A 14,486-nucleotide genomic window follows, 5' to 3' on the forward strand; every position below is an offset into this window, starting at 1 on the left:
TTCGCTATCCGTTCGCCCTTTCCGTGCAGATACGTCACTTTCGTGTAGTCACCCCTGAATGGTTGGCGGAGCTGCGAACTGAAGAAATCGACTTTCTTGAAGGCGGCAGCGAAACGGTCCAGGCTGGCGGTATCGTCATTACGCGCGCATCACCGCGCGGCGCGGCCTGGGCCGCTTCTTTGTCGGCAGCGATACGCCCTCACCTGTTCGGTCTGGGTTCCGCGCCGATTGTGCTCGCAGGCACAATGCCGCGGCGACTCTTCAAGGAACATCGGGAAGAGCCCTTCCCTGCGGCGCTGCGAGGTGCGCTTGATGGAGCCAGCGCGAGTGCGGCCGAAGATATTGAAAGGATGCGGGCAGGCCTTGACCGGGGGCAAGGAGCGTTGTCGCACCTTAAAGCGTCCTCCACTGCCCCGCAAGCTTGGAAAATACTGATCGGTCTTGGGCCATTAAACAGAGCTGAACTCGCCAGAGCGCTTCAAGTTACAAAACGGACGGCGTCTCAAGCGGCAAGCGCTCTTGTGATGTCCAAACTCGTTTCATTGAGACAGCTCGATGGCGCATTGCGGCCTCAGCAGAACATAATCAATGCCCGATTTGATCAACCTGAAGCTTGAGTGTGGCTAGCTTGCCGCATTGAAGGTTTTCGGATATCTGGGTGTCGCAAAACCTTCAAGGATCTTTTGAATGGCATATTCAGATTCAATAGCGGGTCAGATCGGTGATCTTGCTGAAGCAGGAGAGCGCATGATCGAGCGACTCCGCCGCAAGGCTTTTCTGCCTGACAGTCGCAAAGGCCTCAACATCAGGTTTGGCATCGCTGATACAGCGCAATTGCTTGGCTGTTCTACCAACAGGATTCGGATGGCGGAGGAAGACGGCCGCCTCCCCGCCCCGCCATCTGGCGAAAATGGAAGGCGCTTGGGATACACGATCGAGGAGGTTTTGCACATGCGCAAAGTGCTTGATGCAAGCCCGGCGCGCGCCCCCAAAGACACCCCGGCCATCATCGCAGTTCAAAACTTCAAAGGGGGCGTGGGAAAATCGACCGTAACGACCCACCTAGCCCATTACTTTGCCGTTCAGGGCTACCGCGTTCTTGTAGTCGACTGCGATAGTCAGGCAACCACGACCACCCTGTTCGGGTTCAATCCGCACTTCAACATTACGCGCGAAGAAACGCTTTATCCTTATCTGTCGATTGACCCGACGCAGGCGGACCTTCTTTACGCAGTCAAGAACACCCCGTGGCCCAACGTCGATCTGATCCCGTCGAATCTGGAACTCTTCGACGTCGAGTATGAGCTTGCTGCTTCTGGGGCTGATGGCCAAAATGTGCTCGCGGCACGCTTCCGTAAGCTCAAACAGGGACTTATCGACCTTGGGCGGAATTACGATGTGGTCATTCTCGATCCTCCCCCAGCCCTTGGGACAATTTCGCTCGCGGTCATGCAAGCCGCGAATTCACTGCTCGTGCCCTTGGCTGCAACAACGCCGGATTTCTGCTCGACGGTCCAATTCCTATCCATGATGGATCAGGTAATCGAACAACTCATCGAAGCAGGCGTCACAGTTGAGTACAATTTTGTTCGCTTGCTGTGCTCGAAGTTCGATAGCGGTGATCCGAGCCACGAAATGGTGCGCGCGATCATGGAGCAGAGCTTCGGCCCCGCCCTCCTGCCGGTACCGATCCTCGAAAGCGCCGAAATTAGCCACGCCGCGCTACGCATGATGACTGTTTATGAGCTTGAAAAACCCATCGGCACATCAAGAACGCACAAACGCTGCAGATCGAATCTCGATGAGGCACTTGGCCAAGTCGAGCAACTCGTACGGCAAGGCTGGGGACGAACTCAGGCCATTGATGAGGCACTGCTGGTCAATGGATAACCGAGCAGCCCCTGCCCCTCCGACTACAATCCTTCAGAAACGCGCGGCCGCTTTCTGGGCGGAAATTTGAGAGACCACCGATGGCAAAGAAACAGAAGGATTACCTGACATCGTTGCTTGCAGACGACGGTAGCGACGGATCTGCAACCCCGCTTGACGGCGAGGAAGATGTGGCGTCGTTCGCGCGCCAAGAACGATCGCGGCGAAATTCACTTCTCGGTCGGGAAAGTGCTCTCGCCCGCGTTGCCAGCGGCGAAGTCCGGCAAGTTACGCAAATTGCGCTGGATCCCGCACGCGTCCGACCCTGGGTCGGAAACGCTCGTTCATATGGTCATTTGAGTGAGGAGAACTGCCGCGACCTGATCGATGCGATCATTGCGGAAGGCGGTCAGAAGGTTCCTGCGATTGTTCGGCGGATCGATGGCGACCCGACATTCGAGTATGAAGTCATCGCAGGCACACGGCGCCACTGGTCAATTTCATGGCTGCGGCAGAACTCCTACCCAGATATGAAATTTCTCGCGCAGGTGGCCGACCTCGATGACGAAGCCGCCTTCCGCCTCGCGGACATCGAGAACCGGGCCCGCAAGGACGTCTCCGATCTTGAGCGAGCGCGCAATTATGCGGCAGCGCTGAAGACACATTACGGCAACCACCAGTCGCGCATGGCGCAACGGCTCAAACTTTCTCAGAGTTGGCTTTCCAAAATGATCAAGGTTGCTGCGATCCCCGACGCCGTGATCGCAGCATTCGCATCCCCTGCCGACGTTCAGCTAAAGCCCGCTTATCCGTTGGCTCAAGCCTTGAGTGACCCAAAGCGGGCGCCACATATTCATAAAGCTGCAAAAGGGCTTGCAGACAAGCAAGTGCGCCTTCGAAGTGCGGGCAAGGCGACGCTTTCCGCCCAAGAGGTCATCAGAATCCTGCTGACGTCCGATGAAGCGCCGACCGAACCCAGAGAGATTGTCATTCCAGGAGCGCATGACCGGCCAGCAGTAAGCCTTCAGCGCGTCAATCGACAAGGCGTTACCTTGCGGCTTCACGCTGGGCACGGCCTTTCAGACGATGACCTTCTGGCCAAAGTCCGAATTCTGCTCGAAACACTCACGGCTGAGGGCGGGGGCCTGCAAAGGTGAGCACCGCCCTCCCCCATCTGGTCAGGACCGCCCCCCATCAGGATTATTCCCCGGGGAATAATCATCGCGGACAACAGGCGTCACTCAAATGACGCGCGCCAGCAAGAAGAGCGTCTCGGAACAGTTCGATCTGTTCCTGCCCTATCTGGCCGACCTCCCACTGCGCGATCAACGCGAGATGATGGAAAGGCCCTTTTTCTCGCTTGCGAAGCGCAAACGGGTCAAGCCGATCGAATATACCGCGCCAGACGGCAAGCTATGGGTACATGTCAGCTCCAACCCCGACTACGGCATGGCTACGATCTGGGACGCCGACATTCTCATCTATTGTGCTAGCCAGCTTGCTGACATGGCCCGGCGAGGGGTCAATGACGTCCCACGCAAGCTCCACATCATGCCTTACGACTTGTTGCGTGCGATCGGTCGACCGACCACGGGCCGCGCCTATGAGCTTTTAGGCCAAGCTCTGGATCGCCTGGTCTCAACAACTATCAAGACCAACATCCGCGCTGAGAACCGCAGGGAAGCCACGTTCAGCTGGCTGGATGGCTGGACTCAGCTCGTCGACGAAAAGACAGAGCGCAGCCGCGGAATGACGCTCGAGCTATCGAACTGGTTCTGGGAAGGCGTGATGATGAAAGGCGGAGTGCTTAGCATTGACCGCGCCTACTTCGATATTACCGGGGGTCGTGAACGTTGGTTATACAGAGTGGCTCGCAAGCATGCTGGCGGCGCTGGTCAAACCGGCTTTGCAATCTCCATGCCTGTCCTATTTGAAAAATCCGGCGCAGAAGGCGAGTATCGGCGCTTCAAATTCGAAGTTATCAAACTGGCGGAGAAAAATGATCTGCCAGGCTATCGACTCCTGATCGAGCAAGGGAAGGGCAGCGAGCCGCTTCTCCGAATGATCCGCTTGGACGATCAGGCTGCCGCAAAGACGAATAGCCAACCTTCGGAAGACATGCCTGCACCGCATTCTCCCGTTTATTCCCCGGGGAAAGATCATAGTGTAACAAAGCGCAAACCGCCGGCATCCGAGGCGACAGAAGCCGTAGAGGTTCAATTCTTTGACGCTCGGTCGCTTGTCCGCTCCGCAGTTGCGGGACTCTCCGACAAGGCTACGCGAGGTATTATTGCAGATGAAACGATGGCTTATCTGCGGGAAAAATGCCCAGGCTGGGACCTCTATGCTCTTCATGCCGAATTCGAAAGCTGGGTGAATGCCGATCCGGCAAGGACACCTGTAAACTGGCAGAAGGCCTTCATCGGATGGGTGAAGCGCCACCATGAAAAGCACAAACACGAGTTACGCAGGTAACCAACGCGATTTGAATAAAAATCTGCGCCAAGCGCCGCTGACATAAGCCATCCACTCGGGGTTCCCATCGATGGTGCGTTCCAAATGTGTCGTGTCGAATCGGCATCAGCCGCGAAAGCCACACCCAGCAAGCGTCCTTTGAAGCTCTTACCAGCATGTCACCGCGATAATGATTCAATTTCTCTGGGCATCTGGCCTCCAGATCCTGTTTCTCGACACATTGAGAACGGTTTCGAATGGTCACCGACACATCGGGAACGCAAAAGCGAACTTTCGGGAACACGCCTTCGAACTTTCAGGAACACAATGCCGACACATCGGGAACCGCGCAGTGGAAAATCATCAGAGAATACAGCGAGTCGCAGCATCACATCGGCCTCTTAACTAGTCTAACTTAACTGTAACCCATCTAACCCGTTGGAAGTTATAGTTTTTCCAGAATATATTGATGACGAAATGCAAGAGCGAACCTTACGTGGGCCCACATTCCTTTTCGGACGACGCATTGCCCTAGCGGGGAACAGTCTTCGATCGGCACCCCAGCTTTCATAAGCAAAATCGAGTCCCTGAATCACAGAGGCTTCTGTGATTCAGAATTCCAATTGGACCGACCGCAAATGATCTTGGCACTATTTCCGAATGGAAACTCCAGAGAACCAGTCATGGCATTGGCAAGCAATAGACCCGTCCCGCAACGTCGCGCGCGACTATCATCTCTGGATTGAGACGGATCTGTTTGGCTGGACAACCGTTGAGCGGCGCTGGGGACGAATCGGTACGAAAGGGCAGGGGGTGACCACCAGCTTTCCAGATAGAAGACAGGCAGACACAATCGCACAGCAGATCCGGATCCGGCGCGAAAGCGCATTTAAGCGGATTGGTGTTCGCTACCAGGCAGTCGAGTGACTTCCCTCAACAATTAGGTGGCTCTTCAGAGCTGAACACTTCTCCAAAAACTCCCCAGTTTCGCCAAAGGGAGAGGGGGAAGGCCTGATGCGGTTCAGCATCAGGAGCAGACCGTGACCGACCTTTTTGAACAATCCAGCCAGAAGCTGGACGCAGCAATCACCGAAATCCAGCACGCCATCGCAGCCGGACTGGCGAACAAGCAACGCCTGTTTGAGACGATGCGCCAGCTCTACGGGGAGGGCTCCGCAAACGGCACCTGGAGCCAGAGGGACGCCTTTGACCTGCTCGAGGCGGCATTGACGCGCCACATGGCCGGAATGCTGAACAAGCCTCAGATGCTGCACCAGATCTCGGAGATCAGTGCGCTTATCGAGGCACTGCCGACACATACGGTCAGAAGTGAAGACCAGATCAGGTATCAGCAATTCTCGACGCCCGCAGACCTCGCAAGCCTGGCCGTGATTTTGGCGCAGCCGCTTGCAACCGATATCGTTCTTGAGCCGAGCGCCGGACATGGCGCTCTGGTGGCAACTTTGCCCGATGTCAGCGCATTACATCTCAACGAAATCGAACCGCGCAGGCGTGAAAAGCTGGCTCTGCTGTTTCCCGAGGCCACCATGGCAGGGATCGATGGGGCCATGCTGGCTTCGCATCTCGACGCGGCTGTGCAGCCAAGCCTGATCCTGATGAACCCGCCATTCTCCCGATCAATGGGACGAGGAACAGACGAGTTCGCAGCGGTGCGTCACCTGCGCGCTGCCATCACGCGGCTAGGGAAGGGGGGGCGGATCGTCGCGATCATGCCGGACTGGTTCACGACGAGCGCAAAGCTTGCGAAAATCTACGAAGACACCTTACCGCCGCGCACTCCAGCCTGATGGACTGACAACCTTCGAAAATGCGCTGCGAGCATTGAACGAGGCCGTGGATGATGTTCGCCTTGCAGGCCGGCAGGCCGCAACCTGTCCGGCTGTGCTGCTGCTGACGCGCCACCTTCAACGCATTGCTGACGGAAGGCCGACCGAATGTGAGGCAGACGACCAGGCTCTGCGGTCCCAGTGCATCGAACGCCTTGCCGAGCTCAAACACAGGCCTGCGATCATTGCGCTGGTCAAACGCGGGATCGACTATCGTCCCGAAGAACTGCGCCACTACCGGCGCGAGGGCACGAGGGCGCTGCGCCAGATCGCAGCAGGAATAGGGCTCGAGCACGCCGATTACCGCATCAGCTATTACACCTCGCAGGAACAGCTGGCGGGCGAGCATGTGCTGGAAGCCGACGGGATCTATGTCCGCATCAGTCCGGAACGGTTTGGTGAGCCGGGTCTGGCCTGGCGCAACCCGTTCTGGAAACCGCCTGGCGCGGTGATGCGCAAAGCGCCGATCACCGCCCTTGCAGACATTCCCGCACTCACGGCGCGGATCGCGCGCGAATTGAAGATCGCACCTCCGGCGCAGCCGGGGCTCATCTGAAGGAGAACACGCATGGGCTGGCTTTACATGCACCGTGCCGGAATGGGGGGCTTCGACACTCCCAAGGCCTATCTCGACAATCAGCTCACATGGGAGCGCGAAAATGAAGAAACCGGCACCTTTGAAGGATGCCGGGTCATCAGAAGCGTGTCCACAACCGGGGCCTATTACGCAGCTGTCCAGCGCTATGGATCGAACAACCAGACCCACGCCATCTCCGCGGTGATCTGTCTGGTGCGCTGGAACCCCAAGGCCGCAGACGGCCTCCTGTTCGGTTACAAGGACATGGATGAAAACTCCGGGCCGGTGGAGGCCGGGTGTCCCAGAAGTATCCTCGAGGAACTGGGACCAACCAATCACCCTTATGCCCTCGACTGGCGCAACCGGTGCTACCGCCATCTGCGCCTCAAGGAACGCAAGATCGCCGATGGAGACATGATCCGGCTGCCTGAACCCATGAAGTTCACCGACGGGAGCGAACACGCCGAATTCAGGGTGACAAAGCGCGGCGCGAAGATTGAACTCAGCACGCCCGATGGGCGAGGCCAGTTCCGCATCAGCAGATTGATGGAGCGCCGGTTCGAGGTCGTGCCACCCAAGCGTGCGCCGCGCACATTCTTCCCGGCAACGCCGTAACGCTCGGGAGGTGACCATGCTGCCTCAGAGCCTCGATCCCAGAAGGGCGATCCTGTGCGGACGCGCCAATGCCGAGCGCCTTGCCATCCGGATGACAGCAAACTCCGGGCAGAGTCATGCCGTGGTGAGGACGGATAGCAAGCTCCAGCCCTTCTGTGTTTTGCCTGCAGAGCAGGGCGTGCCCGGTTTGATCGAGCTGCAGGTTGTCGTCCTGTAGGCTGTCCCGGGAAAATGGGGCTCTTGCCCTTCATCACTTGTTCACGCTTGCAATTGTACGAATATCAGTACAATGTTTCGGGAAAGGATGAAGCCATGGACGTTATCACCTACTCAGAAGCGCGCGCCAATCTGAAAGGCATTATGGATCAAGTGGTCAGTGACCGGACACATGTCGTGGTCACCCGCCAGAAAGCAGAGTCGATCGTGATGGTCTCGCTCGAAGATTGGAACGCGATCGAGGAGACCATGTACCTCGTTTCTAACCGCACCAATTCCGACCGCCTAAGGCAGTCGATCGAGCAACTGGATGGTGAAGGCGGCAATGAGCGCGGGCTGATTGAGCCTTGAAGCTCGTCTTTGCCGACAATGCCTGGGAGGATTATCTTCACTGGCAAGAGGTCGATGAGAAGACTCTCGGCCGGCTTAATGACCTCATCAAAGAGTGCCAGCGAACACCGTTCAAGGGGACCGGGAAGCCTGAACCGCTGAAAGGGTCATTAGCGGGCTGGTGGTCGCGGCGGATTACCAAGGAGGATCGCCTTGTTTATCGTGTAACCGGCAAGGGTAGCGATCAACAGCTAGAAATTGCCCAATGCCGGTTTCACTATTGAGGCTAACCTCAGCTTTCGAAGTCGGCGCAAATGCGGTATCATAAGCGCCAGAGGGCTTACCCAGCAGATGGCTGTGATTTGATAAGGTCACGACATTATTGCCTCGGCACATTTTGACACAATTTGCCGTATGCGAGGTCGGAGGAGTGCAATGGTAATTCAGGATTGTGCGGAAAATGGAGAGTTTGATCCGCGCAAAATTGTAGAGCTGCTGCATACGTCGAGCGGAGAGTTCGCCCGAACGCTTGGTCTTGGGAAAGATGCTTTTCAGATCAAAGAGCCGATTGCTTCTGAACGCACCCAGCACCGCATCCGCCAGATGGTTGAAGTGCTCAGCAAGATCGAGCCAAGGCTCGGCTCAGCCATAGTTGCCTATGCCTGGTATCGCTCCGAACCGATCCCTGGGTACGCGGGACAGACTGCGATGGAACTGGTGCAATCTGGCCGAGCAGAAGATGTGTTGGCCTTTATCGACGCGGTTAACGCTGGCGTTCATGCCTAGGCGTGAACAGTCCAACTGTTGGGCTGCTTATCTCGCGATCATCCCGCCGAGGCCGGGATCGAGATACCACGATGGGCCTTCGGTAAAGTCGGCGTTGCGGGCAGGAACAGGGCCATCGGGCTCTGACGAGACGTAAGGGTTGACCATCGGTGCCGGGTGCTGGCCCGAGTGCAGAATGTGGCCCGACATCTGGCACCGCGGCCCGAGGAGTTCGAAGAGCCATTCGAGATCGTCGAGCATCTGGACAACCCCGCGGCCTGCCAGCGCATAGTAGAGGCAGCGCTGATAGTCATCGCAATGGCAGGACAGGATCTGCGTCAGCCGAGCCTTGGCATTGGGCAGACCCTGAAAGACGCCCTGCAAGGTCTCATAGAGCTCGCGCGCTGAGTAATAGGCATCGAACGGCTCCACTCCGATCGAGGCATTGGCGAGCATACGCTTGGTTGGACGGCAATTGGGATCAAGCGCTGCGTCGCGCAGCGTGACATCGAGGTCGAACTTGCCGATATCAAAGACCTTGTTCATTATTCACGGGCTCCTGCAGATTATGAACATACCGTGAACAAACGACAAGGTCAAGGCGTCATCATGCATGTGGCTGGTAGGTAAGGACACCACAGGAAAGACCGGCAGGGTCGCCATCAGCGACGAGCTGAAGGCTGCGCTGGTGCGGTGGTATACAGGCCGGGGCAGCGAGGCCGACCACCGCGCTTCGGTCTCACTGGTCTCCACCGCGCGCGAGAACCACAAGTGGATCGCCTGCGATTGCCTTGGGGAAGAGCGACCGCCGCCGCTGATGAGCGCGGCCTATCTCAGTTTTCAGGAAACCTATTATCTCAGGCGTCTTACCTCGCGGCCAGGCCACGATGCCAAATGCCCATTTCATTTGCCCCAGGCACCGCCGCGTATCCGTGAGACCGCAAAGGACTCGCTTTACGCTATCGGCCTTCCCAAGGGCCTGTTCAGCGCGCACCAGAAGGCGCCGGAGAAGCTTGCACAGAGGCCGGAAGACATCGAGCCGGACGACCGCTCACGCGGCGTTGCGATCCCGCGCCTGGGCAAGCTACTCTGGTTGCTGCTCGAAAGGGCAGGCGCAAACGTGCTGCGCGAATTGCCGCCCAGTGGCCGACGCGAAGGCTCCATCAGCGCAGAAATGCGGCACCTCAAGCGCGCAGCCGAGGGCCTCGAGATCGCGGCGGGCATTCGGCTGTCGGATCACCTCTACACCAACGCCATCGATTACGAGAAGCGGCGTGTCCATGCCCGGTTACGCTCTGCCGCCGAGACCTGGCCGCCCGAGTTTGCGCCGCAGGCCTTTCTGCTTCTCGAAGCGAGCGAGGTGACGTCGAGCGAGGTCGTGACGGGGCTTGGCACCGTCGAAATCCGCAACCGCATCCAGCACACCGGGATCATCCGCGCCGAGGTCGAGCCACCGTTTCTGGTGCTTGCTGTCGTCGGCGAGCACAGCCGGCGTGAAGGATACCTGGCGCTGCGGGCCTATGCCCAGCCTGTGTTCAGCGGAAACCAGTTCGTGCCCGCCGAGCGCGACCATGATCGCGATGTGCTGCGCGCGCTCCAACAGGCCCAGTATGAACTGCGCCGCCTTGGCGTCAGGATGGCGGTTAAGAAGGTCCTCTTTGACATCACGCTGGATGCTGGCTCGGCGAGGCCGGATTTCTTGGTGGCGCTGCTCGATGAGCATAGCGGGGTTGAATGCAAGTTCGCGCTCCAGATCCTGCAGTCGGATGATGCTGACTATCTTGAGCTACGCAGCATCGAGCGCGAGCGTCTCGGTCAGGCCGGGTTTGTCGTATCCCTGCCGGTGAGCAGCGTGACCCCTCAAACAATTATCAGCGAAGCCCGCCGCATTCTCGAGTGAAGGGGAGGGGGAGGATTTGAGCGAACCTGAAGAAGGAGAGTTCGCTCATGCCATGCTTTGCTCCGTCGCCGCGCCCATCGACATCGATCTGGGGTGCTGTCCAACAGGCCGATCAGCTTGGCCCGGGCATTTGGTCGGTGATGACCGCCAGCCACGGCGGCATCATTCTGTCCGATCAGAGACAGGCCGCCATGCCGCCGGCGCTACAGATCGAGGGCGGGTCCTACGAAGAAGATTGCGATTGGGCGCTCCCGATCCTTGCCTTTTCCAGCGAGCTTGAACGGCAAGGTTCCTGCTCCGCAGGCTTCCTGCAGCTTGCGCGCGATACTGCCCGATGCTGGCACCCGGATCGCTTCAGCGCCTTTACCGGCGAGGCCGTAGAGGAGAAGCTTTGCGCGATCCTGTGGACGCGCAAGGCCTACATCGCCGCGATCGGCGAATTCTGCGTCACCAGCGCCTGGGGCGATTGGGCCGAATGGGTGCCGGAAGGCAAGGTTGGCGTGATTGCCCGGCAAGTCGAGCGCGTCGATCACCTTGGCCGGCCAACCTATGGCGAGGCCGAAGTCTGCGCGCTCATCGCCAAGGACCTCTACGCGGCGCGCGGCGAGGTCACCGCGCTGCGCGATACGGCGCACGAAGTGATCCCGATGCCTGAGGCCCTGCGACCGAAACGCGTGGGCTGAAATATGCCCTCCAAACAGGATGCGTTCGCCATCGCTTATGGACTCTATAACATGGTCATCGTATATGACCAGTCACAACACATGACTATAGGAGTGTAAGGTGCGAGCTGAAACCTACGGCGCGGCAGACTTCAAGGCCAACTGCCTTGCAATCCTCGACCGACTAGCACGTCGCGATCTTGATCAAGTGACCATCACCAAGCGAGGTCGTGCCGTTGCGGTGTTGACGCCGCCACCCAGCATGGCCGACGCCGTTAAAACGCTGCACGGTTTTATGTCTGGCTCCGTGAGCATTCCCGAAGGGTTTGACCTCCTCTCGCCAGTACTCGATGAGCCGCTGGGTGCAAGTGAAGGCGTGTTGCACAGGTGATGGCGAAGAAAGAGCCTTCAGAATTACCGGGCGCTGTCTTGCTGGATACGTGTGCGGTCATCTGGCTCGCCAATGGTGATTCGCTTGCCCAAGAGGCGCTCGCGGCCATTTCACATGCCGCACTGGCAGAAGGCGTGTTCGTGTCACCCGCATCGGCATGGGAGGTCGGATTGTTGAGCCGCGTTCGCGGCGGCAACGGTCCTGCCTTGTCTTTTCTTCCCGACCCGCAAAGTTGGTTCGCGCGCTTCATGGGCGGCCCTGGTATCAAGGAGGCACCACTCCTTCCGGACATTGCGATTGCGTCCTCGCATCTGCCTGATCCCTTGCACGGTGACCCTGCCGACAGATTCGTCATCGCTACGGCAAGACACCACCAAATTCCTATCATCACGCGCGACGGCAAGATCATCGATTACGCGGCTCAAGGTCATGTAAACGTTATCGCTTGTTGAGCTTTTGCCTTCAGGCTTGCGTGCAAGCGACTGTCCCGCTTGGCAAGATCTAGCGGAGCTCGGTGCCGCTCTCCGCGCGATCAATCTAACGTCCAAGGCATACGGGTGTCTCGGCCACATGCGCTGATGGCGTGGCCCGAAGCCCAACCGGCTCTGGTCGCGAACCAAGCCACCGATCTGAAGGGAAGGGGGAGGGGAAGGGCGAACCAGTGCGATGAAGGACCCCTTGCCATGAACCCGACAGTCATCCGACCCAGCGTGAGCCCGAAGACGATCACCAAAGTCACGCGCCTCTTCAACGGCACCATCGGCGATATTCTGGGAGAGCTCCTCCAGAACAGTCGCCGCGCGGGCGCTTCCAGGATCGATATCACCTGCTGCGCAGATCAGGACGGAGCGCGACTGACCCTTGTCGATGATGGATCCGGCGTTGCCGATCCCCAGACCATGATTGCGCTGGGGGATTCGGGCTGGAACCAGCACATCCATGAGGCCGAAGACCCGGCAGGCATGGGTGTCTTCAGTCTGGCGGGGAAGGACACCCGGATAAGCTCGCGTCATGCCGATGCCGACACCGGATGGTCGGCGCATGTCCCCGCGGATGGCTGGACCGGCGCGCAGGACATTGTCGTGCGGCCCCATTCTCGCCCGGTTGGAACTACCATCTCCTTCTTGATGCCCGGAGTGAGCGAGCAGACGGCCGAGCGGATTCTGCGCGAGGTCGCGAAGTTCTACCCGCTGCCGGTGTTCTTCAATGGCGCGCAAGTGCCGCGCGAGGACTTTCTCGCCAAGGCGATCTACATCGCCGAGTGGAACGGCAGCCAGATCGGGGTGTTCGAGGGGCGCGAATACAACCAGGATCCCACCACGAACTTCCATGGCATGGTGCTCACCCGCAAGCTTGCCAGCGTCTCGGAGAGCCTTGGCGGCACGACCTACCATGCCCGGCTCGATATCGGGGCTACCCCGGGCCTTGCCCTTGTGCTCCCGGCGCGCAAGGAATTCGTCGAGAACGCCGCCTTTGCGGCGCTTCAGGCGGCGTGCAAGCGCACGATCTATGCCGCGCTGGCGCACAGAGGCCACCACCGGCTTTCCGTCGAGAACTGGAAAGAAGCGCGCGATCTGGGGGTTGCCCTGCCGGAGGCCGAGCCCTGCCTGCCCCGCTGGCATGCTGCCATCGCGGAAAGCGACAACGTCAATGTCGAGTATGAGGAGGTCGCGGCAGGTGCGGACACGATCCTCGTCGCGGATCTTGAGCCCGATATTGCACAGGGACTGGAGCGCGCGCTACGCGAGCACCCTTTGCGCCCGCACCTCGTCGAGAACCATCCCGCATACGCCGGCTATGGCTGGTATGACGCGCTGCATCAGCTCGGTAACGTGCGCTTCTATGTTGGAGCCGGGGAGCGCGACCACATCATTGCCGAGAACGGCAGCTTCCCGCCGCTCCAGGACCATGTGCGTGCCGAGACGATCGAACTGAGGTTCTGTGTCTTCCACCGTGCCACCGAGACCCAGCGCGAGGAACGGATCCCGGCAGATGTCGCCTTCGTCGTAAACGAAGATGGCTGGTACAGCGGCGTCGACCAGATCCGCATCGCTTACGTGCCGAGGCCGGACCTGACCCCTGATGTGTTGGTCGATCTCATCGAGAATGTCTGTTTCTGCGCGAGCGACGACAGCGAGGCCGACTCCTGGGACACCCAGCACGAGCACTTCATGCGCGATGCGCGCGAACTCGCGGCCCGGGTGCTGCTCGGCGAGGACGAGGCCATCGCGGCGCGCATCCGCGATACGCTCGCCGGCATCCTGTGGGTCATTCCCAAGGACCGGCAGGTTGCCATTACTGTCGCTCCCGGGACCGCGATCGATGTTCAGCTGTCCGCTTGTTGCCTTCTGGATCGGGGCGAGACCTCCAATGCATGACACATCTGACCTTTCGTGTACTCGGCAACGCACCGAGCGCATCGCGCTGCTTAATGATGCCGCGCGCCAGGGCCGTGACCGCACGGCCCGCATCGTCATGACCTCCGGGCTTCTTGCAGAATTCGGTGGCGACACGGTTGCAGACAGCATGATGGCCCAGGCTCGGCTGATGGCCGCTCTGCGCCATTGCACCTTCGCCCCGGATTCGCCCGAGCGAGACTTTGCAAGCATGGATGTCGATGGCATCAAGGTGCTGATGAAAGTCGATTTGTATGATCCGGGGCTTGTCAAGTTCGCATTGAACGGTTCCTTCTGTTGACGCGGTGGGGGGCACACGCAATGCTCAGGGATTGGCTTCATTCGTTCCGAGGTCAGCTGATGCACTATCCGTGCATAGACTTGTATCCGGTCGCGGCCGTGCCCGCGCACCATAATCCGTATTCACATCCCCGGATCGAGCAAAGGCGGATGCGGACCAAACT

The 14,486-nt window shown here is 59.0% G+C and carries 18 protein-coding genes and 1 pseudogene; 18 read left to right on the plus strand and 1 reads right to left on the minus strand.

Annotation, left to right across the window (positions count from 1 at the left end; genetic code table 11):
• The 12 genes and pseudogenes from AX725_RS21375 to AX725_RS20105 all read left to right on the plus strand — a co-directional run.
• Positions 1–617, plus strand: a pseudogene (locus tag AX725_RS21375) (hypothetical protein); the annotation flags it as partial.
• A gap of 70 nt (positions 618–687) precedes the next feature.
• Positions 688–1,890, plus strand: coding sequence for an AAA family ATPase (locus tag AX725_RS20060; RefSeq protein WP_066114012.1), 1,203 nt, complete (start codon positions 688–690; stop codon positions 1,888–1,890).
• 80 nt (positions 1,891–1,970) lie between these two features.
• Positions 1,971–3,026 (plus strand): ParB/RepB/Spo0J family partition protein, encoded by a 1,056-nt coding sequence (locus AX725_RS20065; RefSeq protein ID WP_066110817.1) that lies wholly within the window; start codon positions 1,971–1,973, stop codon positions 3,024–3,026.
• 88 nt (positions 3,027–3,114) lie between these two features.
• Complete coding sequence (locus AX725_RS20070) at positions 3,115–4,344, plus strand: replication initiator protein A (RefSeq protein ID WP_066114009.1); 1,230 nt, start codon at positions 3,115–3,117, stop codon at positions 4,342–4,344.
• Between the two features lie 639 nt (positions 4,345–4,983).
• Entirely contained in the window at positions 4,984–5,250 is a 267-nt protein-coding gene (locus AX725_RS20735; RefSeq protein WP_081095480.1) for a WGR domain-containing protein, read from the plus strand.
• Between the two features lie 113 nt (positions 5,251–5,363).
• On the plus strand, positions 5,364–6,131 hold the full coding sequence (locus tag AX725_RS20075; RefSeq protein WP_066114006.1) for an SAM-dependent methyltransferase: 768 nt from the start codon (positions 5,364–5,366) through the stop codon (positions 6,129–6,131).
• 46 nt (positions 6,132–6,177) lie between these two features.
• Entirely contained in the window at positions 6,178–6,726 is a 549-nt protein-coding gene (locus tag AX725_RS20080) for a hypothetical protein (protein WP_156441999.1), read from the plus strand.
• Positions 6,727–6,738: 12 nt separating this feature from the next.
• Positions 6,739–7,362, plus strand: coding sequence for a DUF6927 domain-containing protein (locus AX725_RS20085; protein WP_066119433.1), 624 nt, complete (start codon positions 6,739–6,741; stop codon positions 7,360–7,362).
• 16 nt (positions 7,363–7,378) lie between these two features.
• Positions 7,379–7,579: a hypothetical protein gene (locus AX725_RS20090; protein WP_066114646.1), complete on the plus strand. Its 201-nt coding sequence runs from the start codon at positions 7,379–7,381 to the stop codon at positions 7,577–7,579.
• Between the two features lie 95 nt (positions 7,580–7,674).
• Positions 7,675–7,929 (plus strand): type II toxin-antitoxin system Phd/YefM family antitoxin, encoded by a 255-nt coding sequence (locus AX725_RS20095; protein WP_066114651.1) that lies wholly within the window; start codon positions 7,675–7,677, stop codon positions 7,927–7,929.
• Positions 7,926–8,192: a Txe/YoeB family addiction module toxin gene (locus AX725_RS20100; RefSeq protein ID WP_066114644.1), complete on the plus strand. Its 267-nt coding sequence runs from the start codon at positions 7,926–7,928 to the stop codon at positions 8,190–8,192. The genes AX725_RS20095 and AX725_RS20100 overlap by 4 nt, the downstream gene beginning before the upstream one ends.
• A gap of 151 nt (positions 8,193–8,343) precedes the next feature.
• Positions 8,344–8,694 carry a hypothetical protein gene (locus AX725_RS20105; RefSeq protein WP_066114642.1) on the plus strand — a complete coding sequence of 117 codons (351 nt, stop codon included), beginning with the start codon at positions 8,344–8,346 and terminating at the stop codon, positions 8,692–8,694.
• 27 nt (positions 8,695–8,721) lie between these two features.
• On the opposite strand, the gene AX725_RS20110 is transcribed toward AX725_RS20105, so the two are convergent.
• Positions 8,722–9,219, minus strand: coding sequence for a hypothetical protein (locus AX725_RS20110; protein WP_066114640.1), 498 nt, complete (start codon positions 9,217–9,219; stop codon positions 8,722–8,724).
• Between the two features lie 67 nt (positions 9,220–9,286).
• On the opposite strand from AX725_RS20110, the gene AX725_RS20115 reads away from it, so the two are divergent.
• From AX725_RS20115 to AX725_RS20135, 6 genes are all read left to right on the plus strand, one after another.
• On the plus strand, positions 9,287–10,573 hold the full coding sequence (locus AX725_RS20115) for a DUF8535 domain-containing protein (RefSeq protein ID WP_066114638.1): 1,287 nt from the start codon (positions 9,287–9,289) through the stop codon (positions 10,571–10,573).
• A 47-nt stretch (positions 10,574–10,620) separates the two neighbouring features.
• On the plus strand, positions 10,621–11,256 hold the full coding sequence (locus AX725_RS20120; protein WP_502685934.1) for a DUF7007 domain-containing protein: 636 nt from the start codon (positions 10,621–10,623) through the stop codon (positions 11,254–11,256).
• 100 nt (positions 11,257–11,356) lie between these two features.
• Positions 11,357–11,626, plus strand: a complete 270-nt coding sequence (locus AX725_RS20740) for a type II toxin-antitoxin system Phd/YefM family antitoxin (protein ID WP_082737503.1) — start codon at positions 11,357–11,359, stop codon at positions 11,624–11,626.
• Positions 11,626–12,078, plus strand: coding sequence for a type II toxin-antitoxin system VapC family toxin (locus tag AX725_RS20125; protein ID WP_082737502.1), 453 nt, complete (start codon positions 11,626–11,628; stop codon positions 12,076–12,078). Before AX725_RS20740 ends, AX725_RS20125 begins: the two co-directional genes overlap by 1 nt.
• Positions 12,079–12,204: 126 nt before the next feature.
• Positions 12,205–14,004, plus strand: coding sequence for an ATP-binding protein (locus tag AX725_RS20130; RefSeq protein ID WP_156442031.1), 1,800 nt, complete (start codon positions 12,205–12,207; stop codon positions 14,002–14,004).
• Positions 13,997–14,323, plus strand: a complete 327-nt coding sequence (locus AX725_RS20135) for a hypothetical protein (protein ID WP_066114630.1) — start codon at positions 13,997–13,999, stop codon at positions 14,321–14,323. Before AX725_RS20130 ends, AX725_RS20135 begins: the two co-directional genes overlap by 8 nt.
• Positions 14,324–14,486 lie beyond the last annotated feature (163 nt).

Source organism: Blastomonas sp. CCH9-A1 (assembly GCF_001557175.1).
Lineage (GTDB): Bacteria > Pseudomonadota > Alphaproteobacteria > Sphingomonadales > Sphingomonadaceae > Blastomonas > Blastomonas delafieldii_A.

What these genes read in the sequence shown, in the direction of transcription:
- AX725_RS20090 (WP_066114646.1), top strand. Translation starts at nt 7,379, where the DNA reads ATGCTGCCTCAGAGCCTCGATCCCAGAAGGGCGATCCTGTGCGGACGC.
- AX725_RS20125 (WP_082737502.1), top strand. Translation starts at nt 11,626, where the DNA reads ATGGCGAAGAAAGAGCCTTCAGAATTACCGGGCGCTGTCTTGCTGGAT.
- AX725_RS20115 (WP_066114638.1), top strand. Translation starts at nt 9,287, where the DNA reads ATGTGGCTGGTAGGTAAGGACACCACAGGAAAGACCGGCAGGGTCGCC.
- AX725_RS20065 (WP_066110817.1), top strand. Translation starts at nt 1,971, where the DNA reads ATGGCAAAGAAACAGAAGGATTACCTGACATCGTTGCTTGCAGACGAC.
- AX725_RS20095 (WP_066114651.1), top strand. Translation starts at nt 7,675, where the DNA reads ATGGACGTTATCACCTACTCAGAAGCGCGCGCCAATCTGAAAGGCATT.
- AX725_RS20105 (WP_066114642.1), top strand. Translation starts at nt 8,344, where the DNA reads ATGGTAATTCAGGATTGTGCGGAAAATGGAGAGTTTGATCCGCGCAAA.
- AX725_RS20130 (WP_156442031.1), top strand. Translation starts at nt 12,205, where the DNA reads ATGGCGTGGCCCGAAGCCCAACCGGCTCTGGTCGCGAACCAAGCCACC.
- AX725_RS20135 (WP_066114630.1), top strand. Translation starts at nt 13,997, where the DNA reads ATGCATGACACATCTGACCTTTCGTGTACTCGGCAACGCACCGAGCGC.
- AX725_RS20070 (WP_066114009.1), top strand. Translation starts at nt 3,115, where the DNA reads ATGACGCGCGCCAGCAAGAAGAGCGTCTCGGAACAGTTCGATCTGTTC.
- AX725_RS20120 (WP_502685934.1), top strand. Translation starts at nt 10,621, where the DNA reads ATGCCATGCTTTGCTCCGTCGCCGCGCCCATCGACATCGATCTGGGGT.
- AX725_RS20060 (WP_066114012.1), top strand. Translation starts at nt 688, where the DNA reads ATGGCATATTCAGATTCAATAGCGGGTCAGATCGGTGATCTTGCTGAA.
- AX725_RS20735 (WP_081095480.1), top strand. Translation starts at nt 4,984, where the DNA reads ATGGAAACTCCAGAGAACCAGTCATGGCATTGGCAAGCAATAGACCCG.
- AX725_RS20110 (WP_066114640.1), bottom strand. Translation starts at nt 9,219, where the DNA reads ATGAACAAGGTCTTTGATATCGGCAAGTTCGACCTCGATGTCACGCTG.
- AX725_RS20085 (WP_066119433.1), top strand. Translation starts at nt 6,739, where the DNA reads ATGGGCTGGCTTTACATGCACCGTGCCGGAATGGGGGGCTTCGACACT.